Here is a 26705-nt window from a genome sequence, read left to right on the forward strand (position 1 = left end):
GCTCGAGTACATCTGGCTCGACGGATATACGCCGACTCCGAATTTGCGCGGCAAGACTCAGATCAAGGAATTCGCGTCGTTCCCGACGCTCGAGCAGCTTCCGCTCTGGGGCTTCGATGGCTCCTCCACGCAGCAGGCCGAAGGCCACAGCTCGGATTGCGTGCTGAAGCCGGTCGCGGTCTTCCCGGACGGCGCCCGCACCAACGGCGTGCTGGTGATGTGCGAAGTCATGATGCCCGATGGCAAGACCCCGCATCCGTCGAACAAGCGCGCCACCATCCTCGATGACGCCGGCGCCTGGTTCGGCTTCGAGCAGGAGTACTTCTTCTACAAGGACGGCCGTCCGCTCGGCTTCCCGACCGCCGGCTATCCGGCGCCGCAGGGCCCGTACTACACCGGCGTCGGCTACTCGAACGTCGGCGACGTCGCCCGCAAGATCGTCGAAGAGCATCTCGACCTCTGCCTCGCGGCCGGCATCAACCATGAAGGCATCAACGCGGAAGTCGCGAAGGGCCAGTGGGAATTCCAGATCTTCGGCAAGGGCTCCAAGACCGCTGCCGACCAGATGTGGATGGCCCGCTACCTGATGCTGCGCCTCACCGAGAAGTACGGCATCGACATCGAATTCCACTGCAAGCCGCTCGGCGACACCGACTGGAACGGCTCCGGCATGCACGCCAACTTCTCGACCGCCTACATGCGCGAAGTCGGCGGCAAGGAGTACTTCGAGGCGCTGATGGCGGCCTTCGAGAAGAACCTGATGGACCACATCGCCGTCTACGGCCCGGACAACGACAAGCGTCTGACCGGCAAGCACGAGACCGCGCCCTGGAACAAGTTCAGCTATGGCGTGGCCGACCGCGGTGCCTCGATCCGCGTTCCGCACTCCTTCGTCAACAACGGCTACAAGGGCTATCTGGAAGACCGCCGTCCGAACTCGCAGGGCGACCCATACCAGATCGCTTCGCAGATCCTGAAGACGATCTCGTCCGTGCCGACCGACAAGAAGGCGGCCGCCTAAGTTCCTCCCGGCCCGGGCTGGGGGGGCTGGCCCGGGTTGGCTTTCAATCCGCCGGAGCCAAAAGGCTCCGGCGGATTTTTGCATTTTAATGACGGCCGTCCCGGGGGCTGCCGGCCATGCCGGCGCGAAATCTGTCCATCACCGGCGAAAGCGGGATAGACTGCCTCGGGATGCGCGCAGGGCCGGGGACACGGCTGGTGTTTGAAGGATTTTACAAGGTGCGGTTTCAGCTCGGCGAAGCGGTCGGCCGGAGCGTGATGCATGCCGGCAACGGCAAGATGCTGGGCGGCAATTCGGCCTTCGCCCATATCGGCACCTATGAGAAGACCGGCGACGGCGTCGACGTCGTGATCAAGACAGTCCGCCACAACCCCGATCCGAGCTATCGCGCGATGGCCGGCACCGATGATGCGACCTTGCTGGCGAAGGGTTGGCCGGACGGGAATCTCTACCGCTTCAAGGGAGAGTTGAAGGAGCTGCCAGGCGTGCCCTTCCAATCGGTGATGACGCCGATCACGGAGGATGACGTGCCGATCGCCGGCGGCGTCGGTGACGGCTGCATCGTCGACGGGCTCTATTCGGTTCATCTGCGCATGCTGGACGGTGTCGATGGCGGTCTCACCGGCGTGATGCTGCTCAACCAGGGCCGCATCCTCGGCGGTGACGCATCGTTCTATTACGTCGGCAGCTACACGGCGGCGAACGGCCGCTGGAAAGGCCAGATCCTGAACCAGGAGCATACGCCGGCCAAGGACGACAACCGGATCTTCGGCGGCCATGAGGTCGGCATCGGCTTCTCCGGCACCTATGACGGGGAGGAGGCGGTGCTGGAGGCAACTGCGTTTGCCGGCAAGCGCAGCCTGCGCCTGACCGCCGCGCTCAAGCTGATGCACCGCGCCTGATCATTATCCCGGGATCACACATGGAAAATGCCGTCCGCATGCTCTCGACGCTCGGTTTGATGGGCGCGATGCGCAGCCTGTCGTCTGCCTTCGAGGCCACAACAGGGGTTCTTATCGATGCCGATTTCGCGCCGACCCAGGCGCTGCTCAAGCGGCTGCGCGACGGCGAGACCGCCGATCTCGTGATCCTTACGCGCGAGGGACTCGACGAGGTGATCGGTGAGGGCCGCGTGGCCGCGGAGAGCGCGGTTGACCTGGCGCGCTCCTATGTTGGCATTGCCGTCAGGGCAGGGCACGCGCATCCCGACATCGCCACCGAAGGCGCGCTGCGCCGTTCGCTGCTCGCCGCGCGCTCCGTCGCCTATTCACGGCTGGGCGCAAGCGGAATCTACTTTGCCGAGCTGATCGAGCGAATGGGGATTGCAGCCGAGATCAATGCCAACGCCATTATCGTGCCGCAGGGCTTTACGGCGGAGCGGCTCGTCAGCGGCGAGGCCGATCTTGCCGTGCAGCAGATCAGCGAACTGAAGCAGGTCGACGGCATCGAGGTGGTGGGGCCGATCCCGCATAACCTGCAAACGCCGGCGCTGTTCTCCGCCGGGCGCATGGCGAACGCGAAACATGCCGCAGCCGCCGATCGCCTGCTGCGCTATCTGTCCTCGCCCGAGGTCGCGCCCGTCCTGCGGCAGTCGGGGCTCGAGCCTTGAATTCGCCGGGACGCGGACGCAACGTGGCGGGCATGCGGACCTCTCTGTGTGCCATCCTCTTCACGCTCGCAGTGCCCTTGTCGGTACATGCGCAATCGGCCGATCTCGTTCTGTGCGATCGGCTCGCAGCCGATCCCAGCGATCCCGACAAGCCGGCCGACGTGAAGGGCGTGACGGAAGTGGCCGCCGCCGACATCGCCACCGCCATCAAATTCTGCAAGCAGGCCGCATCGTCGTCGCGGCGCGCGATGTTCGAACTCGGACGTGCCTATGCGGCCAACCGGCAGACGACGGACGCGATGGCGGCCTGGCGCAAGGCGGCGGACAAGGGCTCGAGCGCGGCGATGGTCGAGCTCGGCGTGCTCCATGCCACGGGCTCAGGCGTCGCGAAGGACGAGGCGCAGGCGCGAAAGCTGTTCGAGAAGGCCGCGCAGGCCGGCAATCCCCGCGGCGTCAGCAACCTCGCGGCCCTTGGCGGCGCGGGCGGTGTCGCGCCCGCCGATCCCGCGCGGTCGCGTGAGCTGCTCGGCAAGGCCGCCGAGACCAACGCCGAGGCGCAGTACCAGCTCGGCCTGATGCTCTCCAACGGCACCGGCGGCGAGAAGGACGACGCTGCAGCGCGGGCGCTGTTCGAGAAGGCAGCCGCGCAAAACCACCCCGGCGCGCTGGAGCGGATGGGGGCCTTCGCCCAGGAAGGCCGCGGCGGCCCGAAAGACAAGGACGCTGCAAAAGCCTACTACGAACGCGCCGCCGCGCTCGGCGACGAGGATGCCAAGAAGGCTTTGGAACGCTTGCGCTGTCCCTACGCGATCAAGGACAAGCGCGGCAATCTCGTGACCACACTCTGCTTCTAGCTTACTTCAGTCGAGATTGTTGCGGGCGTCGCGATAGGTGGTCTCGAGAAAATCGGGATCGTCGCCTGCTTGCGCGGGCGGGTTCGAAGCCGGCCTTGATCGAGCGCAACGCGGGTGTCGATGTCACATCCTAGATTGGGTCTTCATAGGAAAAATGGAGACTGCTGATGAAGCTGCGGGGTTGGATGCTGGCGCTGGCCGGCTTGGGGGCCGCGAGCGCGACGGCGGCGGCGCAGGATGTCAAATCGCCTTCCGTCGACCAGTATGTGCCTCGGCTCGGCGACATCATGAGCGCCGCGCAGAGGCGCCACCACAAGCTCTGGCTTGCCGGCAAGGCACAGAACTGGGATCTCGCAGCCTATGAACTGGGCCAGCTCAAGGCGAGCCTGGTCGAGGCTGCCTTGCTCTATTCCGGCATTCCCGTCAGCAATGTCACAACGCTCGAGGCGCCGCTGCAATCGGCGTCCGCTGCGATCGCGGCAAAGGATGGCCGGAAGTTGGCGAACGCGCTGGGCGAACTGACCGAGGGCTGCAACGCCTGTCACCGATCGATGAACCGCAGCTTTGTCGTGATGAAGGTTCCGACCGATCAAGGGCTGTTCGGCAATCAGGAGTTCGCGCCGAAGCCCAGGCCGTGACGGAACCGATCTTGCGCGGAGAGGGTTGCAACCAAAAGCCCGAGAGGAGGCGCAACCATGATCCGCAAATTGGCATCCGGCGAATATCGCCTCTATTCACGCAAGGTGAATCCCAAGACCGGCAAGCGCCGCAACCTCGGAACGTTCAAGAGCCGCGCGGCGGCTGAAAAGCACGAGCGCGAGGTGCAGTATTTCAAGCGTCACTAAGGCGTGATCAATGCCGTCCGGGACCGGGCAATAAAAAACTCGAAAACAACCCCATGCAAAGTAGCCGGGAGGGTCGGAATGGTCGCGTGCGGATTTAGCGAAATCGATTGACGCGTCGGGCAAAACACCGGCACGATGGCATCATCGCAAGCCGAAGGCCCCGCCAACGGTCCCTGCGCGGAAAAGCGCGATGGTCACGGCGCGCCGGCAATGCTAGGTAGCCGCCGATTCGATATTGTATTGCATTTTTGCGGGTTCATTTCATTGCTGGACGGACTCTACGAGGTTGAATACGGCATCAACGGCGCCTTCGGCCGCAGCATCATGTGCATGCACAATGGCAAGCTGCTAGGGGGCAATTCCGCCTTCGCGCATCTCGGTACCTACGAGGTCAGGGACGGCGTGATCGAAGCCGAGGTCATCACCGAGCGTCACAATGACGATCCCCAGTTCAGGCCGCTGATGGGTGCCGACGTTGCTGCGATCAAGGTGCGGGGCAGGACGGAGGGATCGACGATCCTGTTCGAGGGCAAGGCGGATCCGATGCCCGAGGGCGTGTTCTGGGCAAACCTTGCGCCGCTCGACGATGAGGCGCTGCCGCCGCGCGGCACGGTCGGTCCGGGCGCCATCGCAAACGGGCTTTATGCGATCCATCTGAAAGCGCTCGATGGCGTCGATGCCGGGCTCTCCGGCGTGATGCTGCTGATGGACGGCCGCATCCTCGGTGGCGATGCGTTCTTCTACTATCTCGGGTCCTACTCCTCGGCGGACGGCCGCTGGAAGGGCGAGATGCTCAACCAGGAGCACACGCCGGCGAAGGGCGAAAATCCCGTGTTCGGCGGCTGCGAGGTCGGGATCGGCTTCTCCGGAAGCTGCACGGCGGACAGCGGTGAGCTCGAAGGCATCGCGCTCGCAGGCAAGCGCAGCCTGCGGCTGGCAGCTTCATTGAAGCTGATGCGGCGGGCCTGAATTCCAACTTGCCGTACCCAAGGTGCTACCATGAGTAGCGCCGGGGACGATTCGCGCCCGACAGGCAATGGAGCCTCTAGGAACTGATGATCAATTTTCATTTGGTCGATCTGATGCATGCGCTTTGGATGCTCGACTTCTACGAAAAGGGCAGCGTCACGCACGCGGAACTACCGCCACTTCCTCCGGGGCGACAAACTGGACTCCTCGACCTAGCCACTTTGGGAGGTGGGAAATCCCATTATCTGTCTCAGATCAACATCGACAACGGGAAAGAGATCATTGCGGCGGTGGCCAAGATCGCCAAGCAATTTGATCTGGAGACCACTAAGCACCGGCTAGATCATTTTGAGATGGCGCTCCGATTTCCCATCACCGAGACAGACTACAAGAACGAAATCAAGGTTCTCAGGGATGCGCTAAAGCACGATCTAGCCCGAAGCCATTTCTATCACTATCCGCAAAGCAAGCTCGAAGTACTAATGAAATTCTACAAGCAATGGAATCCGATTGGGAAGGCGTTCCCGGCGGCGCAATCAGAAGCTCTAGTTGCTACCGATTGCTACGCACTAGGACATAACACCGCTTGTATTTTTCACATTATGCGTGCGGCCGAGCACGGATTGCGCGCTCTCGCAAGAGAGCGTCAAATTAAGTTGCCAAAGAACAAGCCTATCGAGTGGGGCATGTGGCAAGAGATCATTGGTGAGTTGAATAAAGAAGCCACCAAGATTGGATTGAAGGCGGCGGCCGGTGCGGCAAAGGACAATGCACTATCATTCTATAGTGGCGCACTGTCAGATCTGAATGCCTTCAAGGATGAATACCGCAACCAGGTAATGCATGCGCGAAAGGACTATGATGAGCACCAAGCCCTTCGGGCTCTTGTAAAGGTGCATGCATTTATGGAGCGGCTAGCCGAAAAGATAACGGACAAGAGCCATAAAATTCGCTGGGGACTTAAGTTCAAGTCTTCTTAGTTGCGATTGCCTTGAAGGCCTCTTCGAATTTTTCGTCGCTTTCACACACATCAGGCTCCCGAGCGGCCTTGATGAACCGCTCGGATTGCTCTTTGTCAGCTGCAACTTATATACGCAGGGCGGAAAGCCGTGCCACGAGGAATTCCATCGCGGCGCGGACGCGCCGCGGCAAGGCGCTGGCGCGCCGCCCGACCCAAACGATCTGGAGTGGAATGGGCGGCGGCTCGTGGCCAACAAGGATTTGCTCGACAGTCCCCTGCTCGATGAGCCTGCGCACCTGCCAAAGCGGTGCGAGTCCGATGCCAAGGCCTGATGCAACGGCCGCATTGCGCACAGCGGCATTCTCCGACCGAAAGCGGCCATGCACCTCAATGCGCCGCCTGTTGTCGTCAAACACCCATCTGTCGTCATCGCTGGCGCGCAACACGCACGCATGATCGGATAGCTCTCTCGGATGCTCGGGACGCCCGTACGCGGCGAGGTAGGCCGGTGAAGCGAAGATTGCCCAATTCAATCCGCCGAGGCGGCGAACCCGCAAGCTTGAGTCGGGCAGGTTGCCAATGCGAACGGCGAAATCCAGCTTCTCAGCGACGAGGTCGACATGCTCGTCAGACAAGACAAGTTCGACGTCGACTTCCGGATTTCGTGTCAGGAAATCACTCAGCGCAGGGGTCACATATTCAGGGCCGAACAAGCTCGATGTGCCGATGCGGATGGTGCCGGCGAGACGCCGGTCGCTGGCAAGCAGATCTTCACGTGCGGCGTCGATGGTCGTAAGTGCGAGGCGGATGCGGTCCGCAAAATCAAGCCCTGCTGGCGTGGGATGCAGTCGCCGCGTCGTCCGCGACACAAGCTCCAAGCCGAGATCCTGCTCGAGCCTCGCCAGCGAACGGCTCACGGCCTGAAGCGATCTACCAAGACGCGCTCCTGCCGACGTCAGGCTGCCCTCATCAACAATAGCCAGAAACGTCTTGTAGTCCGCAAGCGAGGTCAGGGTTATTCTCTCGGAAAGTGAGATAATGTATCCTCAATATCAGATATTATCAGCAGATGCGCGATATGTTGTTGATGAGCTCTCAGCGACCTGGAGCCATCCATGACGGAAATTGACCACTCGACAGCAAAAGCACCTCTCGCGGCCCTGACGCCCCTCTATGGCGACCCTATAACGCTCGACGAGGCAGCGCTTGTCGCCGGCGCGGCGCGCGCCGAGGCGCAACGTCATGGATGGCCGATGGTGATCGCCATCACCGACAGCGGCGGCCACCTCGTTCTGTTATACCGTCTCGATCAGGCGCAGCATGGCAGCGTGCTTGTCGCTCAGCAAAAGGCGAAGACAGCGGTCGATTTCAGGCGCTCGACGAGGTCGTTCGAATCTGCGCTTGCCGACGGTGGCCTTCATTTGCGGCTTCTGGGCATGACCAACCTGATGCCTCTGGAAGGTGGCCTTCCGATCGTGCGCGGCGGGAGGGTGATCGGTGCGATCGGCGTATCGGGCATGCAATCAATCCAAGACGCGCAGGTCGCCTCGGCGGGTCTCGCGGTTTTCGGATCCTGACCGGCCTTACTTAATTCGCAGGGCGGCCGAGAAGCACGAACACGTGGTACAGTATTTCAAGCGGCACTAGCGCGTGATCAATGCCGTCCCGGGCCGGGCAAAAAAATATCGAAAACAACCCCATGCAAAGTAGCCGGGAGGGCCGGAATGGTCGCGTGCGGATTTAGCGAAATCGATTGACGCGTCGGGCAAAACACCGGCACGATGCCATCATAGCAGCAGAAGATCCCGCCAACGGTCCCTACGCGGAAAAGCGCGATGGTCACGCCGCGCCGGCAATGCTAGGTAGCCGCCGATTCGATATTGCATTTTTGCGGGTTCATTTCATTGCTGGACGGACTCTACGAGGTTGAATACGGCATCAACGGCGCCTTCGGCCGCAGCATCATGTGCATGCACAATGGCAAGCTGCTAGGGGGCAATTCCGCCTTCGCGCATCTCGGTACCTACGAGGTCAGGGACGGCGTGATCGAAGCCGAGGTCATCACCGAGCGTCACAATGACGATCCCCAGTTCAGGCCGCTGATGGGTGCCGACGTTGCTGCGATCAAGGTGCGGGGCAGGACGGAGGGATCGACGATCCTGTTCGAGGGCAAGGCGGATCCGATGCCCGAGGGCGTGTTCTGGGCAAACCTCGCGCCGCTCGACGATGAGGCGCTGCCGCCGCGCGGTACGATCGGTCCGGGCGGCATCGTGAACGGACTCTATGCGATCCATCTGCACGCGCTCGACGGCGTCGATGCTGGGCTCTCCGGCGTCATGCTGCTGATGGATGGCCGCATTCTCGGCGGGGATGCGTTCTTCTACTATCTCGGGTCCTACTCCTCGGCGGACGGCTGCTGGAAGGGCGAGATGCTCAACCAGGAACATACGCCGGCGAAGGACGAAAACCCCGTCTTCGGCGGCTGTGAAGTCGGGATCGGTTTCTCCGGAAGCTGCAAAGGCGACCTGGCGCCATGAGACCTCTCACGCAAACATCGCAGGCGTTATCTGGTCCACCTCGATGATCACGTCGGCCGGAATATTGGCGCGCCTCGCCGCATTGCGAATGGCGTCGGCGTTTTCGGCCTCATAAAGACAGTAGGTTTTGCGCTTGTCGGCACTGAGAAAGGAGAAGATCCACTTCACTCCTTCTTCATCGTTGATGAGGTCGACTCTATCGACTCCTTCCTTCGTGAACTCCAGTTTGTCTGCGAAGTTTCGCTCGATAATGAAACGCGGCATGGCCCTCTCCCGTGTACGACGTGGCACGTCAGTGCAGTTGACCGCGGAGCCTCGTAAGCAGAGCGGTCATGTTCAGGCGACTTGCCGTCGCCAGAGATTCGTTCAACAGCGCATCGGCATGTGTGATATCGCCATGGCGGCCGCGGCGGCGCAGCATGCGGGCGTATCGGTGCTGCGCGTGCGCCAGCCAAGGCCATGCATGCATGTGCCGGTCTATCCGTAGCGCCTCCTCGAAGTGCTCTTCGGAACGATCCCAATCGCCGAGCACGTCGGCGAGGGCTCCGAGGAAGCGGCCTGCCGATCCGTAGCAGACGGTCACGATACCGGCCGTGACGGTCATGCGGCGGTAGGGCTCGAGCAGATCGTACAAGGCACGCGCGCAGCGCTCGTCCTCGAGCGCCGTGCAGACATCAGCAAGATAGGAAAGCGTCGTGCTCCGCTTCGCGTCCATTGGGAAGGCGAAATCGGTCTGCCGCAACTCGTCCAGCATCTTTTGTGCCTGCGGCTTGAAGCCCAGCTCCGTCGCGACGAGCGCGAATCCGGGCTTCCAGGTATTGTCTTCTGGTTCGCTATTGATCAATTGTTTGATGACAGGGGCGATCTCCGCCAGGCGTCCCTGCTCACGGCGGATCGTGAACATCTGCATGCCGTAGACGCCTTCGACACTCTCCCCATGCGTCCTGCGGCCCATCGCATAGGCGTTCTCAACGAGCTTTTCGGCGGCCGCAAAGTCGCCGAACAAAAGAGCCTGCATGGCTCGTCCGAGCTGCGCAACCCATTCCTGGTGCAGCATCTGACGGCCTTCAATTGATGACTGAAACTGCTCCAAAGCCGCGATCATCCCCTGGTAGTCGCCAAATTCGGCCGAATAATAGATGTGCACAGAAAGGATTCGGGTGCGGAGGTCGGCGTCATTCAGCCGATCGGCAATGGCGAGCGCCTCGCTGAGGCGGTTGCGCAGGTCCGCAGATTGTGTCCCCGAGAGTGCGGCCGGCACCAGAAATGGAGTAAACAGAACTTCACAGAGAGAGCGGTCGTCCTCGAGGCGGCGCGCCATTTCGATGGCCTCGGAATTGAAGACGTCAGCACGCTCGAAATCACCCTTCATCAAGAACGCTCGACCGAGCGCACTCAATATCTGGCAGCGCTGCCGGCTGTCTCCTCCTTCGATCGCCGGTAAAGCTTCGAGCAGCAGCGCGATGGAAGGTTCAAGAGAGTCGTGATAGTAGAACCGGGCGTGTCCAAATCCGATGGCGCAGTTGGCGAGTGCATCGCTGTTTCCACGGGCTCGTGCCTCGTCGGCGGCGCGCTCGAATGTGGCGGAAGCCTGTCGCAGATGGCCGGCCGCCGACTGCGCCCGACCCAATGCAATTCTTGTCTCGAGCACGGCGTCCTCGCGCCCTTCCGAATCGGGCAGTCTCTCGGCGATAACCAGGGCCTTCCCGTAATGATCGATGGCCTCGTAGTTCGCCGAGCGCGCCAGCGCGCGCTCGCCGGCACGCCGCCAGAACGGCAGGGCCAACTGTGGTAGTCCGGCCTCGGAAAAGTGCCGCGCAACCAGCTCCGGCTGGGTGTCCGCTGTCTCACGGCGGTACTCGGCAAGGGCGCGGGCAATTGCCGCATGATACCGCTGTCTTCTGCTCGTCAGCAGGGACTGGTATGCCGTGTCCTGAATGAGGGCGTGCCTGAACGCCAAGGCATCCTCGGAAGGACCCCCTCTCAGAACCAGATGCGCCGCCATCAGCTCGGCGACGGCCGCATCGAGATCGGCGACCGGAAAATCGCACACACGAGCAAGCAGGTCTCGGCTGAACTCGCGGCCGATGACAGAGGCGATTTGGGCGGTTTCTTTCGCGGTCTGCTGGCAGCGATCGAGACGTGCCATCAAGGAGCCCTGCAGCGTCGCCGGAAGCCCCACCTCAAATTCGCCCGCGCCGGCCTCGCGCTCGACCAGAGAGCGGGCCAGCTCCTCGATAAACAGGGGGATGCCATCGGTCCGGCCGACGATCTCATCGATCATGCGCGCGCTGGCAGTGGCGCCGGCAATGTGCCGCACCATGTCGGCGATCTGAGGCTTTGCCAGCGGCCCGAGGGAAAGCTGCAGCACATGGTCGTAAAGGCCGGGCCATTCAGAAGTCCAGCTCGGCCGGTGTGTCACGAGCAACATGATCGGTGCTCGGTTGATTGTTGCCATCAGCGCATCGAGCAGCTCGGTCGTAGTGGGATCGATCCAGTGAGCGTCCTCGACAATAATCAGCGCAGGAGAGCGCGCGGCTCGCTGCAGGAACCGGTCGACCAGCGTCTGCAGTGTGAGGCTTTTCCTTTGCTGTGGCGTCAGGTCGATCTTGCCGTACCGATCGTGGCAATCGAGGGACAGAAGCTCTGCATAAACAGGAGCCACCGTCCGAATGTCCGCGCCCACGTCGGCGAGCATATGCTCGAGCTTGTCGAGCCGTTGCTGGTTGCTATCGCCCGGCCGAAAGTCGGCGGCGCGGCCGAGATTCTGAACAATCGGAAACAGGGTACTGTGGGTATGATAGGGCGAGCATTGAAACCGCAGGACGACATGCGGCGTCGCGCCCAGCTTTTCTGTAAAGGCCTGTACCAACCGGGATTTGCCGATGCCGGCATCCCCCGAGAGCAGGATTGCCTGTCCCTCTCCTGCGCGCGCAAGCTCCCACCTCTCAACGAGCAGCGCGACCTCGTGCACGCGACCTACGAATGGCGACAGCTCTCCGGCGTGCGCCGCATGGAATCGGCTTTCGACCTCTCGCTCGGACTTGACTAGATGCACGCGGGTGCCTGTCCCGAACCCCTTAAGAGGCTTCTCACCGAGGTCCTCGACGACGAAGGCGTCGCCGATCAGTCGCCTGGTCGCCTCCGCTATGACGAGTTGACTCGGCCGCGCGCTCGCCTGGAGCCTGGCTGCGAGATTGGGCGTCTCACCCGCCACCGCACCTTCCTCGCGGACCGAGCCTCCAACGAGGTCCCCGACAACGACGAGCCCCGTGGCTACGCCGACCCGGGCCTGGAGCTCCATATCGTTGGGCTTCAGCAGTTGCACGGCGCCCAGGGCCTCGAACCCGGCTCGGACCGCGCGTTCGGCGTGATCCTCGTAGGCGCATGGCCATCCGAAATACGCCATGACGCCGTCGCCGATGAATTTGGCGACGTAGCCACCATAACGGGTGACCGCGCCGGCGACCCGATCCTGATAGCTGCGAAGCACCTCGCGCAGATCCTCGGGATCGAGCCGCCGAGACAGCTCCGTGGAACCAACCAGGTCGCAGAACAGGACGCTCAGCAGGCGTCGCTCCGGCGGTCGCTCCGGGGGAGCGCGCGCCAGCGGCTTCTCGTTCGCATGGAGATGATTGGTGCCTGGTGCCGACAGCGCACCCCCGAAGGAGTCGGCAATTGCCGCCAGGATGATCTTGCGGTGTCCGAGCGACACCCCCAGTTCGCGAAGATCCGTCTCAGTAAGATGCGGGAGTGCCCTCAGATCGACATCACCGGCGGCGAAGACATCACAATATTGCCCGAGGCCAAGAGCACGCAGCCACGTATTGATGTCCTCGCTCATGAGCCCGCTCGCTGCTTCGATTGCTGCCTCGCTCTCGCTGCGATGGTCACCCTGCTTTCATTAAGCCGCGGCCGATGCTGAAGAGGCCGGCGCGATGTTGTGGTTCATCCGGAACAGGTTCGTTGGGTCGTAGCGGTGCTTTATCTGCGCCAATCGCTGCATGTTGGGGCCGTAAGCCGCGCTGACGCGACCGACCTCGTCGTCCGGTATGAAGTTGACGTAGACACTGCCCGCGGCATAGGGAGCGGTCGCATCGAACAGCTGACGCGCCCAAGCGATGCAGGCTGCATCGTCGGCCTGCTCGCGCCAGCGGGTGTGCACATTCATCACGAAGTGAGACTGGCGCTGCGGATAGGCCGTCGCCTCGGCCGATACCTTCGCCATCGCGCCGCCGAGATGCCCAATGAAGACCTCGCATTCCGGGCTCGGCAATTTGCGAACGCCGGCCATTAGTGCTTCGACCATGGCATCGGACAGATCCATGAAATCATGGCTCTTCCAGTAATTGCGTGCCCCCGGCGTGAGCAGCGGATCGAAAGTGGTTTGCCAGTGAGCGAAAGGCTGCGTGCCGACCGCTTCGGCGACTGTTTGGCCCAGACCACGGACCTCGGCGAGGGCCGTTTCTCCGTCCTTCACGTCGCCGCAATAGCAGGCGGCGAACGCTAAGACTTCCTTGCCGTGCCATTCGACCGGAATGAACGGGAGAGGTGGCGCCCGCCGCAGGACAGCCCATACCGTGAGCTCGTCTGCCGCCGTATTGGCAATCTTGTCATATTGCCTCAGGAGTTGCGGGGCTGCGTCGAGCGGATGGACAATCAATCCGCACAAGACGTCGGGCCCGACCGGATGTAGCTGGAACTCGAATGAGGTTACGACGCCAAAATTCCCGCCACCGCCCCGAATGGCCCAAAACAGGTCGGGGGTTTCGGTAGCGCTGACACGACGCGCTTGTCCGTCCGCTGTCACCACCTCGGCGGACAGCAAATTATCGATCGTCATGCCAAATTTTCGCGTGATCCAGCCGAACCCGCCCCCTAACGTCAGTCCGGCAATGCCCGTCGTCGAATTGATGCCCGTGGGCGTCGCCAGGCCAAATGACTGGGCGCACCTGTCGAAGTCACCCAGTGTGGCGCCGGGCCCGACTTGCGCGCATCGAGCCGCCGGATCAACCTGGACCGAGCGCATTTGCGACAGATCGAGAAGGATCCCACCGTCATTGACGGCATATCCGGCAATCTGGTGGCCGCCTCCGCGGACCGACAGCACGGCGCCGTGCTCGCGTGCCAAATTGACCGATTGCGAGACGTCGCTTGCGTCCGCCGCCCGTATGACGAGGCTTGGCCTGCGGTCGACCATCGCATTCCAGATCGTTCTCGCTTCGTCGTATCCGTGATCGCCGGGCAGTGCGAGGCCTCCGTGCAGCGTAGAGCGCAATGCCTCGATTCTCGCGGCCGAAGCCTCGGTGGTCTCACCTGTCAAAGTCTTGAGCGAGATCGCGGTCATCGGATGTCCTTCCATGACAGCCGAGCCTTGCACAGGACTCGGTGCGCGCCGAAAAGACAGGTCGCATGACGTCGGTGGTGAGTAGCTCCATATGCTCTCTGCAGTCCACCGAGGAGGAGCGAACAGGGCAATCAAATAATCCCGCGCGCGGCTTGGCGTCAATGCTCATTGGCTGCGCGATAGAGGGCCCCCGTGCGTCTGCGAATTACCGCATCTCGGCCAAGATCTGTCGCATGTCAGTATCTATGCCACGATTTGATCGTAGTGCCCGCTGAAGGTCTCTTTAGGGGTCATAAGCCGTCGATGACGACCAGGCGGAGAGACTTCCGCTTTACCCTCGGAAGCCGACGTTTATGAGTGCTCGCCCTGGCGCCTCGTCACGGCGCAGGGCACGCGGCCCCGGTCTTCACCCAGGCTTCGACCAGCGCGCCGGCCTGCGCCTGCGTGCCGGGTACGGGCGAGCGGCCGAAGCCGGGCTTCCAGGCCCAGCCGACCAGGGTGTCCTTGCCGATGTGATCGATCAGCTCTTCGACCTTGCGCCCGCCATTGCGCGCGGGATCTCTGATCTGCTCGCAGATCTCGCCGATCGTCTTGCCCTCCCAAGCCATTTCGCGTGGAGCAAGATGCCATTCGGGATGGCCGGGCACGCGGCCGGGCTCGAAATTGGCCTTCTGGTGGCAGGTGTGGCAGCGCATCGACTCCAGGCCATGGCCGTCGGCACCGCGCGTGACCGGCGGCTGGTGGAGGCGGGGATTGTCGCCTTGCCGGGGGCTGTCGCCGGCCGGATGGCAGTTGGTGCAGCGCGGGTGCGTCAGCACCTTGCCGAGCTCGGTGAAGATCGCGGCCGAGCGCTTCTCGGTGTCAGTGATGTCAGCAAAGCTCTCGGGCGAGGCCAGCGCATGGCTCGTCGTTTCCGAGGCCGCATAGCCCGCGCAGAGGCTGCTGGCGAGCGCCGCGATCACGGCAATCGTCTTGAAGCGCGCGTCGGAGATCATGGCGCGTGTCCTTCGCGTGCTCACTTGGTGGCCATGAGGTAGCGTTTTGAATCGGCCAGGATCACGTCTCGGACCGCCTCGTGGTACTTGATGTAGCCGGTGCAGCGGCAGAGATGACCGTCGAGCGCGTCCGCGATGGTCTGCTCCAGCGCCTCGCGCGGCACCGGCGCGCGCGCCAGGCGCTCGAGCAGCACCTGGCCCTCGTTGAGGAAGCCGGCGGTGCAGTAGCCGCACTGGAAGGCGAAGTGGTCGATGAAGGCCTTTTGCAAAGCCGAGAGCTGGCCGTCCTTGGCGTGTCCCTCGACGGTGCGGATCGACTTGCCGTCGAAGTTCACGGCGGGAGCAATGCAGGTCGGGCTGGTGTAGCTGGTGCCGTCGGGCTCGTCGACGATGATGGCGCAGCTCAGGCATTGCGCGGCGCCGCAGCCGAACTTGGTCCCGGTCATGCCCAGGATCTCGCGCAGGAAATCATTCATCGAGAGATCGTCGCGGACGTCCATCGGACCGTGCTTCTGACCGTTGATGGTGAGGCTGAGGGTCGTCACGCGAGCACTCCCTTCAAAAGGCTTGCGGTCACGGGCAGCGCGCGGAAGCGGTGGCCGGTGGCGTCATGGATGGCGTTGATCAGCGCCGGCACGATCGGGATCATGACGACCTCGGCCATGCCCTTCGGCTCCTCGTCCGGCGTCAGCGGCTTCAGCATCTCGATCTCGAGATCGCGCAAGGGAAGGTCCGAACCGCGCGCGATCAGATAACGTCCGAGATTCCATTCGCCGTTGCCGGGGCCGCCTTCGAACGGCGGCAGGGTTTCGAGCAGCGCATAGCCAACGCCCATGGCGAAGCCGCCATGGGACTGGCCCATCACGACCTCGGGCACCAGCGCGGTGCCGCATTCGAACACGCTATAGGCCTTGGCGATGCGAAGCGCGCCGGTGGCGCGTTCGATCTCGACGCGGACGACCGTACCGCACATCGAGGTGTAGGCGGTGCCGATGCGGTTGTTGTCGGTCGGCGGAAACTTGACGCTTGAGCGGTTGATCCGTTCGAACTTGCCGTTGCCCCTGCGGATCGCGAGGGCGTCGATCTCGGCGCGCCATTGCTCGCCGAACAGGGGAAAGCGTGCGCGCGACCAGGCCCAGCGCGAAAAGCTGTGTGCGACCGCGCCGGTGACGAAGCCGCGGGCGTGGGCGGTCGCCGCGAGCGCCGGCAGCGCGAGCGGTTCGAGACCGTTCATCATGAGCTGGCCGTTCTCCCAGCGGGCGGTTGGCCATTGCCGTGCGCGCGGATCGGTCTTCGGGATGCGCCACAGCTCCAACGCTGCGGGCCACAGGCCGAAGCGGAAGATGACGCGGGCGGCCTCCGCGGAGGAATGCGTGCCGACATGGGCTCCGATCGAGGCTGATGTCGCCGAGCTGATTGACGGCACCCAGCGCGGATTCCTCGAAGCTGCATCCTGGGTCTTCTGATCCATGGTGTAGGGATCACCCGAGGTGACGAGGCCGAGCACGTCGTAGCTGTCGACGCGGGCGACCGAGACCTCGTCGGCAATGGTACCGAGATGGCCGGCGACGCGGTTTGCGAGCGCCGTGCCGATGCCGTTACCCATCTCGACGTGATCGCAGAAGATCGCAATCTTGCCGTCGGCGCCGAGCTCGACACGGCCGAGTGAGCAATCCGCGCCGGAGCCATAGTCCTTGGTCACGCAGGCAACTCCGGTGCCGACCAGCCGGTCCGACGATGCCTGCTTGAATTGCGCGCGCTGTTGCCAGATCGGATGCTTTTCCAGCTTGTCGAGGATTTCCGGCGTACGCACCGAGACGATGTAGGGGTTGCCGGTCATGGTCCGGCCATTCTGCTTCAGGGCATTGCGCCGGCGGAATTCGATCGGATCGAGCTTGAGCTCGCCCGCCGCCTCGTCGATCAGCACTTCGAGCGCCGTCATGGTCTGCAGCGTGCCGTAACCGCGCATCGAGCCGGCGGTCACGCCGCGCGAATGCATCGCGACCGTGGTGACGTCGACCTTGGGGATGTCGTAGATGCCGATCGCGCCGGTGGCGGCGACGACTGCGACATTGGCGGAGAAGTTGACGAGCCCGCCGCCGTCGAGCACGTGATCGGCGGCGAAGGCCTTGATCTTGCCGGTTGAGCGATCGATGCCAATGCGCGAGCGCATCTTGATCGGGTGGCGTTTGATGCCGCCCTGGAATTGCTGGTAGCGGTCATGCGCCAGCCGCACCGGCTTGCCGGGAAAGCAGATCGCCGCGAGCGCGACATAGAGAATGAACGGCGTGTGATCGCGGCCGCCGAAGCCGCCGCCGACATGGGCGAACTGCGCATTGATGTGCGCGGGCTTGTATGGCGCGCGGGCCTTTGCGAGCAGGTGCGCGATCGACTCGGCCGCCTCATAGGGCGACTGCACGCCGAGCACGAGCTCGAGATTGCCGCCTTTGCCGTTGTACCAGGCAAGCCCGCATTCGGGCTCGAGGAACATCGGGTCGACCGATTGCGTCTCGAACTCGCGGTCGAGCACCAGGAGCGAAGCATCCTCCGCCGCAAGCTCGGCGCGGATCTGCTCGCCATGCTTGGCCGCCTTGGTGTAGTCGGCCGGCATTTCCTTGGCGAGCGGCGACCACACCGGCAGCGCCGCGTTCTGCACCTTCTTGGGCGAAACCCAGCCGGCCAGGATCGGCGAATAGATGTCCGGCTTCTCAGGCAGCGCACCGGCGACGCGCGTGAAGCGGTAGGAGCCGTAATCGGGCGCGATCACCGGCCCGGTTTCCTCGCCGAATTTGACGAAGGTGCCGTCGCGCAGCACCAGCCGCGCCTGGTCGAAGACATCGAACCTTTCGAAGATCAGCAGCGCGACCGGTTGTCCGAGATAGAGCGGCGTCTTGCCGAGCGGACAGAACAGGTCGCCGGCGTAGAAATGGGGCACCTGTGTGCCGATGCGCTCGAGATCGGCGGCGGTGACGACGACAGACGGCTTCAGCGCGCCCGACAGGCGGGCGAGATCCACGCCGGTATAGACATGCGTGGCGTCGTTGGCGCGGACCAGGATCGCGTGCGAGGTGGCCTGCGGCCAGCCGGGAAGATCATTGGCGCGGAAATCGGAGGCGTAGAGCTTTGCGCCGGTGACCTTGGCGACGCCGTCGACGCGGCCGGTGCCTTTCGCCGCAGGGTTGAAATTGCCGCGTCCGGGAAGCGTCTCGTGCGACGCGAAGCGAGCCTCCTTCGCCAGACCGAGATGCGACAGGCTGACCGAGATACCGCCTGCCGAGAACCACTTCACGAACTCGCGTCGCGAAGGCCGCATGTTCTGATCCTTGTACGAGGTTTCGAGGACTCATGATGCTGACGGCATCGGTGCCCGCAGGGTACGCGCCAACGCTGGCCTGAAGCTGTCATGATTCGTCATGCACGCATAGAAACGCCAGGGCGTTTACATCGGATGAAGACGCTGCGTGTCGTACGTGCGCGGATTGAGAATTCCATTTCCGCTTGCCTTGCAGTCGAATCAAATTGAAAGAACGGATCGCATCAACGGGGGCGGGAAACTCAAAATGCAGCACGATCCGAACGATGGCTCTTCGGTCAGCTTCGTGACCAGCACGACAGGACTGTCGCGACGCCAGTTCCTCGGCGCGGCCGGCACGCTGTCGCTGATCGCAGGCGCCGCGAACGCCCAGCACGCCGTGCACAACCATGCTGGCGCCGCTCACATCGCGGACATGTCGTCGACCATGGGTATGGTGCCGGAAACGCCGGTGCCGGCCATGGACCAGCCGCTGGTCGAGCCCGAGGTGCGGCGGTCCGTCAATGGCGTGCTCAGCACAACCTTGCGCTGCAGCTACGCCTATCGCCAGATTGGCGGCGTCAGGCTCTATGTGAGGTCCTATGAGGGCACCAGCCCCGGCCCGACCCTGCGCATGAAGCCGGGCGAGACGTTGCGGATCAAGATGATCAACGATCTGCCGCCAAACCGCGACGGGCTCCCCGCCGACATCAGCCACCCGCATCAGTTCAACAACACCAATTTCCATTTCCACGGCGCGCATGTCAGCCCGAGCGGCATCGCCGACAACGTCATGCGTTCGATGGCTCCCGGCCATAGCTACAACATCGAGATCACGCTGCCGGCCGACCACACCCGGGGCACGTACTGGTATCACCCCCACCACCACGGCAGCGCCGATATCCAGATGTCCAGCGGCATGGTGGGCGCCGTCATCATCGAGGGCGATTTCGCCGACGTTCCGGAGATCACTGCTGCGCGCGAGCGCCTCCTGGTGCTGACCCAGGTGGTCTTTGATGCCAACGGAATGGTCGAGAATTTCGAGACGCTGTTTCCGGAGACGGCGACGCGGTTCCTTGCCATCAACGGGCAACGGAGGCCGGTGATCGAGATGCGCCCCGGCGAGGTGCAGCGCTGGCGCATCCTCAACGCCGCATATCAGGACGACATGCTGCTCGATTTGGAAAAGCACGATCTGCACGCGATTGCCTATGACGGCATCCAGCTCGGCGCCGTGCAGCCGCTCAAGCAGCTCCTGATCGCGCCGGGCCAGCGCGCCGATATCCTGGTGAAGGCCGGCGGCCCCGGCACTTATGCCTTCAACGCGGCGCCCTTTGATCAGGGCCATCCGTCACCGGTCGGTCCGCTGGCGCGGGTCGTGGTGTCAGGCGTGCCGATGGAGATGAAGCTGCCGCGCGCTCTGCCGCCGGCGCCCCTCGCGACCATCAAGGACACCGAGATCACCAACCGCCGCAAGGTGGTCCTTTCGGCGACCGCACCGGAGGCGGATGCCGCCGGGCATTGGCAGGAGTTCGGCTTCTTCATCGACGGCAAGAAGTTCGATCCCGCGCGTATCGATCACCGCGTCAAGCTGGGCGCGGTCGAGGAGTGGACCATCGTCAACACGCATGAGCATGACGACCACGTCTTCCACATCCACACCAATCCGTTCCAGGTGGTCTCGGTCAATGGCAAGGCGCTGGCGACGCCGGAGTGGCGGGACTCCGTGATCGTCGAGCGCAAGGGCGGGGAGGTCGTGTTCCGCTCCCGCTTCCTCGATTTCACCGGCGTCTTCATGCTCCACTGCCATATGATGAACCATGAGGAGATGGGCATGATGCAGACCGTCGAGGTCTATAAGCCGTAAGCCTCGGAGCGGATTGCAGGAAATTCGCGTTTGGCGGAGGAATCCGGGTACGGCCGGGGCTTCCCCTGGCGGCCGGCATGGCCTATTTACGCTGCAACGCAAAATTCCCCCAAAAGACCCCATGATCCGCCTCGACAACGTCAGCAAGCAAGCCGGCCACCAGATCCTGTTCATCGAAGCCTCAGCCGCCCTTAACAAAGGCGAGAAGATCGGGCTCGTCGGCCCGAACGGCGCCGGCAAGTCCACGCTGTTCCGGATGATCGCCGGGCAGGAGCTGCCCGACGAGGGCCAGGTCTCGATCGATCGTGGCATCACCATCGGCTATTTCAGCCAGGACGTCGGCGAGATGTCCGGCCGCAGTGCCGTGGCTGAAGTGATGAACGGCGCAGGTCCCGTCAGCGAGGTCGCGGCCAAGTTGCGCGAGCTCGAGGCGGCGATGGCCGATCCTGATAAGGCCGATCAGATGGACGAGATCATCGCGCGCTATGGCGAGGTGCAGCATCGTTTCGAGGAGCTCGACGGCTACGCGCTCGACGGCCGTGCGCGCGAGGCGCTCTCCGGCCTCGGCTTCAGCCAGGAGATGATGGACGGCGACGTCGGCGCACTCTCCGGCGGCTGGAAGATGCGAGTGGCGCTCGCGCGCATCCTGCTGATGCGCCCCGACGTCATGCTGCTCGACGAGCCGAGCAACCATCTCGATCTCGAAAGCCTGATCTGGCTGGAGAAGTTTTTGCACGACTACGAAGGCACGCTGCTGATGACCTCGCACGACCGCGAGTTCATCAACCGCGTCATCTCCAAGGTGGTCGAGATCGATTCCGGCTCGCTCACCACTTACACCGGCGATTACGAGTTCTACGAGCAGCAGCGTGCGCTGAATGAGAAGCAGCAGCAGGCACAGTTCGAGCGCCAGCAGGCGATGCTCGCCAAGGAGATCAAGTTCATCGAGCGCTTCAAGGCCCGCGCATCCCACGCCGCGCAGGTTCAGAGCCGGGTGAAGAAGCTCGACAAGATCGAGCGCGTCGAGCCGCCGCGCCGTCGCCAGACCGTGGCGTTCGACTTCCCTCCGGCACCGCGCTCCGGTGAGGACGTCGTGGCGCTGAAGAACGTCCACAAGGGCTACGGCAGCAAGCGCATCTATGACGGCCTCGATTTCATGATCCGCCGCCGCGAACGGTGGTGTGTGATGGGCGTCAACGGCGCCGGCAAGTCGACGCTGCTCAAGCTCGTCGCCGGCGCGAGCGAGCCCGATCAGGGCTCGGTGGCATTGGGCGGCAGCGTCAAGATGGGGTATTTCGCCCAGCATGCGATGGATCTGCTCGACGGCGAGCGCACCGTATTCCAGTCGCTGGAGGACGCATTCCCGACCGCGGGGCAGGGATCCTTGCGCGCGCTCGCCGGCTGCTTCGGCTTCTCCGGCGACGACGTCGAGAAGCGCTGCCGCGTGCTCTCGGGCGGCGAGAAGGCGCGGCTGGTGATGGCAAAGATGCTGTTCGATCCGCCGAACTTTCTGGTGCTGGACGAGCCGACCAACCATCTCGACCTCGCCACCAAGGAGATGCTGATCACGGCGCTGTCGGATTTCGAGGGCACCATGCTGTTCGTCTCGCATGACCGCCACTTCCTGGCGACCCTTTCGAACCGCGTGCTCGAGCTGACGCCCGAAGGCATCCACCAATATGGCGGCGGCTACACCGAATACGTCGCCCGCACCGGCCAGGAGGCGCCGGGATTGCGGTCGTAACAGGGAATGCGTAGCCCGGATGGAGCGTAGCGAAATCCGGGTTTCGTTCCACGCATCCAACTGGACGATATGAGAGGCTGTCCTCGGATCTCGCTTCGCTCCATCCGGGCTACAAGGAACGAACTGTCGGAATCCGTAGGCCGGATGAAGCGTAGCGTAATCCGGGATCAATCTGCGCGTTCGCCGAAATTTCCGTCGATTTCGCCGGCTCCTCCCCAATCAGTAGGCAACAGGCCGGCGCGGACGTAGCGATGAAGTGACGAGTACGGCCAGTCCGATGGTGAAGAGACGTGGCCATGCTTGACCGGATTGAAGTGAATATAGTTGGCGCAACGCTCGAAGTCATTCTCGTCGCGAATGGTGTGCTCCCAATAACGCCTTTGCCACAGGGCATACTCGCCGCGATGATTGCGGGAAATCGGTCCTCCGGCGATGGCAACGCTTCGGGTAAACTGGCTCTTGATCTGTCGCCAGCGGTCGGGAAAATCGCAGTCGTCGATTGGTAGCGTCATGATGACGTGCAGGTGATCGGGAAGGATCACGATGGCATCGACGACGAATGACTTCTTCTCCCGCACGGCGCGAAATGCAGCGCGAAGCGCCCCAATATGATCGGTGAGTACGGATGATTGTCGGTTCTCCACGGCGACCGTGAAGAAGAATGTGCCGCCGGGCAAGAGATTGCGTCGATACCGGACCATGCGGATAGTCTAACCCGGATTTCGCTTCGCTCCATCCGGGCTACGGGAGATGAACGCAGAAAATCGTAGCCCGAACCATCACAACGCGCAGACGTTCGAGCTGCCATGCTGTTGGCGTCTTGAACGCTCGCGGACCGCTCGCTACGCTCTCCGCGCCCTCCGAGCTGATTGCCGGCTTCGAGGGACTGGCTTTTGGAATGCGGGAGTAGCTAGATGGGCGGATTGGTGATCACGGGTGGCCGGGTGGTCGATCCGGCCAGCGGGATGGATGCCATCGGCGACGTGGCGGTGATGGACGGCCGGATCGCGGCGGTCGGCACCGGGCTTGGCGGCGGCGAGCGGACGATCGATGCGACCGGGCTGGTCGTGGCTCCCGGCTTCATCGACCTGCATGCGCATGGTCAGTCGATCCCCGCCGATCGCATGCAGGCGTTCGACGGCGTGACAACGACGCTCGACCTCGAGGCCGGAGTCCTGCCGGTCGCCGCCTGGTATGGCAAGCAGGCGGCGACGGGGCGTGTGCTCAACTACGGCGCTGCCGTCAACTGGGCTTTTGCGCGGATCGGCGCGATGACGGGCTCCAATTCGGAGAGCTCGCTGGAAGCGTTCGGTGCTGCCATGCGCGATCGCCGCTGGATCGACAACGTGGCAAGTGACACGGAGGTGGCCGGCATCCTCGATCGCATCGCGAGCGGGCTCAAGGAGGGCGGCATCGGCATCGGCATTCTCAACGCCTATGCACCGGGCGCCGGCGTGCAGGAGCTCACCGCGGTCTGCCAGCTGGCGGCCACGTATGACGTGCCGACCTTCACCCACGTCGCCTTCATGTCCCGCATCGATCCGGAAAGCGCGGCCGAGGCCTATATCCGCCTGATCGGCTATGCAGGCGCCACCGGCGCGCACATGCACATCTGCCACTTCAACTCCTCCAGCAAGACCGATATCGAGCGGTGTGCAAAGCTGGTGGCCAAGGCGCAGGCGCAAACGCTTCCGATCACCGTCGAAGCCTATCCTTACGGCACCGGTTCGACGGTGCTCGCGGCGGCTTTCTTCAGCGACCCCGAATTCGAAGCACGCAATGGCACCGGCTACGACTCGGTGCAGCGCGTCGCCGACGGCCGGCGCTTCCGCGACCGCGAGGAGCTGCTTGCGGCGCAGGCCGCCGAGCCCTCGACGCTGGTGCTCTGGCACATCCTGGATCTCGAGAACAACGCACACCATCGCGATCTCCTGGACATGTCGGTGCTGTATCCCGGCGGCGCGATCGCGTCCGACGCGATGCCCTGGACGCTCTCCGATGGCAGCGTCTACACCGGCGATGCCTGGCCGCTGCCCAAGGATGCCACCTCCCATCCGCGCTCGGCCGGCTGCTTCACGCGCTTCATCCGCGAATGGGTGCGGGAGCGGCGGACGGTGTCGTTGCTGGAAGGCATCCGCAAATGCTCGCTGATCCCGGCGGAGATCCTCGAGCGCAGCACGCCCGCGATGCGCGCCAAGGGCAGGCTCGCGCCGGGCGCCGATGCCGATATCGTGGTGTTCGACTACAACACGCTGACCGACCGGGCGGAGTTCTCGGCGATGAACCGGCCGTCAGAGGGCGTACGCCATCTCATCGTGAGCGGTTATCCACTGATAGCCGACGGTGTGCTGGATGTGGCGGCAAGGCCCGGCCGGCCCGTGCGCCGGCCAGCCGCCGAGGACTGAACTGTGTCCGTCCCGGTTCTGCTTGTGGCCGGCTTTCTCGGGGCGGGCAAGACCACGGTCGTGAACCACCTCCTGGCGAACGCCGAAGGACGGCGGATCGCCGCCGTCGTCAATGATTTCGGCGCGATCAACATCGACGCCGAGCTGATAGTGGGCGCCGCTGACGGCGTGGTAAGCCTGAGCAATGGCTGCATCTGCTGTACGCTGGAAGGCGATCTCCTACGCACGCTGGCCGTGCTGCTTCGGCGTGATCCGCAACCGGACGTCATCGTGATCGAAACCAGCGGCGTCGCCGATCCGGCCGACGTCGTTCGCAACCTGATGGATCCCGTGATTTTTCGGGAGGCGCCGCTGGAAACCGTGCTGTGCGTGGTGGACGCGACGATGCCGGTGACGATGCTGGACGACGCATTGCTGCGATCGCAGGTGCGGGCGGCCGACGTGGTCGCGCTGAGCAAGGTGGACCTGGCCGACGCGGCGAGCTGCGCGCAAATGCGCGATGCGGTCCGCGCCATGCGGCCGGCGGCCGTTCTGGTCGAGGCGCGCCATGGCGAAGTGCCAGCGATGGTACTTTTTCCGCCTGACGTCGATCGCGTACCGGCGCCGCGCGAGCCGGGGCCGCGACGGCCGGCCGTCGAGCGGTTCGAGACCATGAGCTGGNGGACGTCGGACAAGCCGGTGTCGCTGCCGCGGTTGCAGCAGGCGATCGGTCGGCTCGCGCCAAAACTCGCGCGGGCGAAGGGGCTGTTCGAGACTGTCGAGCAGCCCGGGCGGTTGATGGTGTTTCAACTCGCCGGCGGCCGGGCGACGCTGGCCGCGGGCGGGAGGAGGGTCGAGGGGATGCCGCGGACGCGGATCGTCTTCGTCGCAGAGATCGGCGTCCTCTCGCGCGAGGAGATCGACAGAATAATGCAAGGGTGCCTTGAAACTGGCACCGCGTGAAACGGGAGCGAAACGACAATGAAGCAGCTCAGGATCGGCGATATCACCATCGATGCGGTGATCGAGCGGGAAGGGCCGTGGCGGCGGCCGCAGGATTTCTTCCCGGCCTATGACGAGGCCGTGTTCAAGCGCCATCTTCCGACGATGGAGCCGGAGGTGTTCGACGCCGCGCGCGGCATGATGGTCATCACCTACCAGACTTTTGTCGTGCGCACGCCGCGCTACACCATCCTGGTCGATACCTGCACGGGCGAGGACAAGGGCCATCCGCCGCCGTTTGATTTTCCCGGCAAGGAGCGGTGGCGCAGCGAGCTGTTCGCGCTTGGCATCAGCTTCGAGCAGATCGATTACGTCTTCTGCACCCATCTCCATATCGACCACACCGGCTGGAACACGACGCTTCGCGATGGCCGCTGGGTGCCGACGTTTCCCAACGCGAACTATGTCTTTCACAAAGGCGAGTACACCGCCTGGGAAACCGAGCATGCCAAGGGCAACAATCCGCCCGGCACCGTCTTCCGCGACAACTGCCTGCCGATCGTCGAGGCCGGGCAGGCGCTGCTCGTCGATGACGATTACGCGCTCGACGACACCCTCACGCTCACGCCGACGCCGGGGCATTCGCCCTGTCATTGCTGCGTGAACATTTTCTCGAAAGGCCAGCGCGCGGTGATTGCCGGCGACCTCATGCATCACCAGATCCAGTGCCGCGAGCCGGACTGGTCGGCGAAGCCGGATTGGGATCCCAAGCAGTCCGCGGTATCACGGCGCAAATTCTTCGCCTCCGTCGCCGACACCGATACGCTGATCCTGCCGATCCATTTTCCGACACCGACGGTCGGATGGATCAAGCCGCTTGGAAATGCCTTCGACTACCGCTTCAAGCGCGAGTAGGGCGCACATGCAACGATACGCCTGCGATGGGCAGGCGTATTGTTGTCAGAGGCTCAGGAAGAGAGGATAGCGCGTTACGCGCTGACCTCGCACTTCTTCATGAAGCTGCTCTTGGCCGCGCCGGCGAGCGGCTTGCCGTCGGAGCCAACGGCCTTGGGCGCGCAGGCCTCCTGCTTGCACTTCTTCAGGAACGACGTCTTGGCTGCGCCGGCGAGCGGCTTGCCGTCCTTGCCGACGGCCTTGCTCTCGCAGGTGTCTTCCGCGAGGGCCGAGCCGGCCGCGAAGGCGACGAGGATGGCAGCCAGAAAAATTCGCTTCATTGGGTGTCTCCCTAGACCAAAATGGCCTTCCCGAATTGGAACTCGGAATCATGGCGCAATCAAGCAGGATCAGCGCTCGCATCCGGTATCCGTCTCAATTTTT

The 26705-nt window shown here is 63.4% G+C and carries 24 protein-coding genes and 1 pseudogene; 16 read left to right on the top strand and 9 right to left on the bottom strand.

The window, feature by feature from the left end:
- From AYJ54_RS26145 to AYJ54_RS26175, 8 genes are all read left to right on the top strand, one after another.
- The coding region (locus AYJ54_RS26145) for a glutamine synthetase beta-grasp domain-containing protein (protein ID WP_063703412.1) at positions 1-1021 on the top strand (1021 nt) is incomplete at its 5' end.
- A gap of 197 nt (positions 1022-1218) precedes the next feature.
- Positions 1219-1923 carry a GrlR family regulatory protein gene (locus AYJ54_RS26150; protein ID WP_063704230.1) on the top strand — a complete coding sequence of 235 codons (705 nt, stop codon included), beginning with the start codon at positions 1219-1221 and terminating at the stop codon, positions 1921-1923.
- Positions 1924-1943: 20 nt separating this feature from the next.
- Positions 1944-2630, top strand: coding sequence for a substrate-binding domain-containing protein (locus AYJ54_RS26155; RefSeq protein WP_063703414.1), 687 nt, complete (start codon positions 1944-1946; stop codon positions 2628-2630).
- Positions 2631-2662: 32 nt separating this feature from the next.
- A complete protein-coding gene (locus tag AYJ54_RS26160; protein WP_063703417.1) occupies positions 2663-3484 on the top strand; it encodes a tetratricopeptide repeat protein in 822 nt (273 codons plus the stop codon).
- A gap of 167 nt (positions 3485-3651) precedes the next feature.
- Positions 3652-4122 (top strand): hypothetical protein, encoded by a 471-nt coding sequence (locus AYJ54_RS26165; protein ID WP_063703418.1) that lies wholly within the window; start codon positions 3652-3654, stop codon positions 4120-4122.
- Between the two features lie 57 nt (positions 4123-4179).
- Positions 4180-4329, top strand: a complete 150-nt coding sequence (locus AYJ54_RS49740) for a hypothetical protein (protein ID WP_007609497.1) — start codon at positions 4180-4182, stop codon at positions 4327-4329.
- A gap of 264 nt (positions 4330-4593) precedes the next feature.
- Positions 4594-5298 carry a GrlR family regulatory protein gene (locus AYJ54_RS26170; protein ID WP_063703420.1) on the top strand — a complete coding sequence of 235 codons (705 nt, stop codon included), beginning with the start codon at positions 4594-4596 and terminating at the stop codon, positions 5296-5298.
- A gap of 86 nt (positions 5299-5384) precedes the next feature.
- Positions 5385-6278, top strand: a complete 894-nt coding sequence (locus AYJ54_RS26175; protein ID WP_063703422.1) for a hypothetical protein — start codon at positions 5385-5387, stop codon at positions 6276-6278.
- Positions 6279-6384: 106 nt separating this feature from the next.
- On the opposite strand, the gene AYJ54_RS26180 is transcribed toward AYJ54_RS26175, so the two are convergent.
- Positions 6385-7299, bottom strand: a complete 915-nt coding sequence (locus AYJ54_RS26180) for a LysR family transcriptional regulator (RefSeq protein WP_347337236.1) — start codon at positions 7297-7299, stop codon at positions 6385-6387.
- A gap of 75 nt (positions 7300-7374) precedes the next feature.
- Here AYJ54_RS26180 and AYJ54_RS26185 point away from each other — a divergent pair, with 75 nt between their 5' ends.
- Both AYJ54_RS26185 and AYJ54_RS26190 read left to right on the top strand, forming a co-directional pair.
- A complete protein-coding gene (locus AYJ54_RS26185; RefSeq protein ID WP_063703425.1) occupies positions 7375-7836 on the top strand; it encodes a GlcG/HbpS family heme-binding protein in 462 nt (153 codons plus the stop codon).
- 327 nt (positions 7837-8163) lie between these two features.
- Positions 8164-8796 carry a GrlR family regulatory protein gene (locus AYJ54_RS26190; protein ID WP_245329128.1) on the top strand — a complete coding sequence of 211 codons (633 nt, stop codon included), beginning with the start codon at positions 8164-8166 and terminating at the stop codon, positions 8794-8796.
- Positions 8797-8802: 6 nt separating this feature from the next.
- Here AYJ54_RS26190 and AYJ54_RS26195 read toward each other — a convergent pair whose 3' ends face one another.
- The 6 genes from AYJ54_RS26195 to AYJ54_RS26220 form a co-directional block, all read right to left on the bottom strand.
- Positions 8803-9060 (bottom strand): DUF4242 domain-containing protein, encoded by a 258-nt coding sequence (locus AYJ54_RS26195; RefSeq protein ID WP_063703426.1) that lies wholly within the window; start codon positions 9058-9060, stop codon positions 8803-8805.
- A gap of 28 nt (positions 9061-9088) precedes the next feature.
- Positions 9089-12640 (bottom strand): ATP-binding protein, encoded by a 3552-nt coding sequence (locus tag AYJ54_RS26200; protein WP_063703428.1) that lies wholly within the window; start codon positions 12638-12640, stop codon positions 9089-9091.
- Between the two features lie 60 nt (positions 12641-12700).
- Complete coding sequence (locus tag AYJ54_RS26205; protein ID WP_063704232.1) at positions 12701-14143, bottom strand: FAD-binding oxidoreductase; 1443 nt, start codon at positions 14141-14143, stop codon at positions 12701-12703.
- A gap of 377 nt (positions 14144-14520) precedes the next feature.
- On the bottom strand, positions 14521-15138 hold the full coding sequence (locus AYJ54_RS26210; protein WP_063703430.1) for a hypothetical protein: 618 nt from the start codon (positions 15136-15138) through the stop codon (positions 14521-14523).
- A gap of 20 nt (positions 15139-15158) precedes the next feature.
- On the bottom strand, positions 15159-15683 hold the full coding sequence (locus tag AYJ54_RS26215; RefSeq protein WP_063703432.1) for a (2Fe-2S)-binding protein: 525 nt from the start codon (positions 15681-15683) through the stop codon (positions 15159-15161).
- A complete protein-coding gene (locus AYJ54_RS26220; protein ID WP_063703434.1) occupies positions 15680-18451 on the bottom strand; it encodes a xanthine dehydrogenase family protein molybdopterin-binding subunit in 2772 nt (923 codons plus the stop codon). The genes AYJ54_RS26215 and AYJ54_RS26220 overlap by 4 nt, the downstream gene beginning before the upstream one ends.
- 247 nt (positions 18452-18698) lie before the next feature.
- Here AYJ54_RS26220 and AYJ54_RS26225 point away from each other — a divergent pair, with 247 nt between their 5' ends.
- Positions 18699-20297 carry a multicopper oxidase family protein gene (locus AYJ54_RS26225; RefSeq protein WP_063703436.1) on the top strand — a complete coding sequence of 533 codons (1599 nt, stop codon included), beginning with the start codon at positions 18699-18701 and terminating at the stop codon, positions 20295-20297.
- Positions 20298-20418: 121 nt separating this feature from the next.
- Entirely contained in the window at positions 20419-22041 is a 1623-nt protein-coding gene (locus tag AYJ54_RS26230; protein ID WP_063703438.1) for an ABC-F family ATP-binding cassette domain-containing protein, read from the top strand.
- Positions 22042-22208: 167 nt separating this feature from the next.
- On the opposite strand, the gene AYJ54_RS26235 is transcribed toward AYJ54_RS26230, so the two are convergent.
- Positions 22209-22742 (bottom strand): REP-associated tyrosine transposase, encoded by a 534-nt coding sequence (locus tag AYJ54_RS26235; RefSeq protein ID WP_063703440.1) that lies wholly within the window; start codon positions 22740-22742, stop codon positions 22209-22211.
- 213 nt (positions 22743-22955) lie between these two features.
- On the opposite strand from AYJ54_RS26235, the gene AYJ54_RS26240 reads away from it, so the two are divergent.
- From AYJ54_RS26240 to AYJ54_RS26250, 4 genes and pseudogenes are all read left to right on the top strand, one after another.
- Positions 22956-24446, top strand: coding sequence for an amidohydrolase family protein (locus AYJ54_RS26240; protein WP_063703442.1), 1491 nt, complete (start codon positions 22956-22958; stop codon positions 24444-24446).
- Between the two features lie 3 nt (positions 24447-24449).
- The coding region (locus AYJ54_RS26245; protein ID WP_245329129.1) for a CobW family GTP-binding protein at positions 24450-25106 on the top strand (657 nt) is incomplete at its 3' end.
- A gap of 1 nt (position 25107) precedes the next feature.
- Positions 25108-25388: pseudogene (locus AYJ54_RS52770) on the top strand (CobW C-terminal domain-containing protein); the annotation flags it as partial.
- Positions 25389-25406: 18 nt separating this feature from the next.
- Positions 25407-26282, top strand: coding sequence for an MBL fold metallo-hydrolase (locus AYJ54_RS26250; protein WP_063703446.1), 876 nt, complete (start codon positions 25407-25409; stop codon positions 26280-26282).
- 74 nt (positions 26283-26356) lie between these two features.
- Here AYJ54_RS26250 and AYJ54_RS26255 read toward each other — a convergent pair whose 3' ends face one another.
- Positions 26357-26602, bottom strand: a complete 246-nt coding sequence (locus tag AYJ54_RS26255; RefSeq protein WP_063703448.1) for a hypothetical protein — start codon at positions 26600-26602, stop codon at positions 26357-26359.
- Positions 26603-26705 lie beyond the last annotated feature (103 nt).

Source organism: Bradyrhizobium centrolobii (genome assembly GCF_001641635.1).
Classification (GTDB): domain Bacteria; phylum Pseudomonadota; class Alphaproteobacteria; order Rhizobiales; family Xanthobacteraceae; genus Bradyrhizobium; species Bradyrhizobium centrolobii.

Coding starts and splice junctions, on each gene's coding strand:
- AYJ54_RS26160 (WP_063703417.1), top strand. CDS start 2,663: ATGCGGACCTCTCTGTGTGCCATCCTCTTCACGCTCGCAGTGCCCTTG.
- AYJ54_RS26235 (WP_063703440.1), bottom strand. CDS start 22,742: ATGGTCCGGTATCGACGCAATCTCTTGCCCGGCGGCACATTCTTCTTC.
- AYJ54_RS26200 (WP_063703428.1), bottom strand. CDS start 12,640: ATGAGCGAGGACATCAATACGTGGCTGCGTGCTCTTGGCCTCGGGCAA.
- AYJ54_RS26205 (WP_063704232.1), bottom strand. CDS start 14,143: ATGACCGCGATCTCGCTCAAGACTTTGACAGGTGAGACCACCGAGGCT.
- AYJ54_RS26230 (WP_063703438.1), top strand. CDS start 20,419: ATGATCCGCCTCGACAACGTCAGCAAGCAAGCCGGCCACCAGATCCTG.
- AYJ54_RS26240 (WP_063703442.1), top strand. CDS start 22,956: ATGGGCGGATTGGTGATCACGGGTGGCCGGGTGGTCGATCCGGCCAGC.
- AYJ54_RS26155 (WP_063703414.1), top strand. CDS start 1,944: ATGGAAAATGCCGTCCGCATGCTCTCGACGCTCGGTTTGATGGGCGCG.
- AYJ54_RS49740 (WP_007609497.1), top strand. CDS start 4,180: ATGATCCGCAAATTGGCATCCGGCGAATATCGCCTCTATTCACGCAAG.
- AYJ54_RS26220 (WP_063703434.1), bottom strand. CDS start 18,451: ATGCGGCCTTCGCGACGCGAGTTCGTGAAGTGGTTCTCGGCAGGCGGT.
- AYJ54_RS26185 (WP_063703425.1), top strand. CDS start 7,375: ATGACGGAAATTGACCACTCGACAGCAAAAGCACCTCTCGCGGCCCTG.
- AYJ54_RS26195 (WP_063703426.1), bottom strand. CDS start 9,060: ATGCCGCGTTTCATTATCGAGCGAAACTTCGCAGACAAACTGGAGTTC.
- AYJ54_RS26210 (WP_063703430.1), bottom strand. CDS start 15,138: ATGATCTCCGACGCGCGCTTCAAGACGATTGCCGTGATCGCGGCGCTC.
- AYJ54_RS26175 (WP_063703422.1), top strand. CDS start 5,385: ATGATCAATTTTCATTTGGTCGATCTGATGCATGCGCTTTGGATGCTC.
- AYJ54_RS26165 (WP_063703418.1), top strand. CDS start 3,652: ATGAAGCTGCGGGGTTGGATGCTGGCGCTGGCCGGCTTGGGGGCCGCG.
- AYJ54_RS26225 (WP_063703436.1), top strand. CDS start 18,699: ATGCAGCACGATCCGAACGATGGCTCTTCGGTCAGCTTCGTGACCAGC.
- AYJ54_RS26250 (WP_063703446.1), top strand. CDS start 25,407: ATGAAGCAGCTCAGGATCGGCGATATCACCATCGATGCGGTGATCGAG.
- AYJ54_RS26255 (WP_063703448.1), bottom strand. CDS start 26,602: ATGAAGCGAATTTTTCTGGCTGCCATCCTCGTCGCCTTCGCGGCCGGC.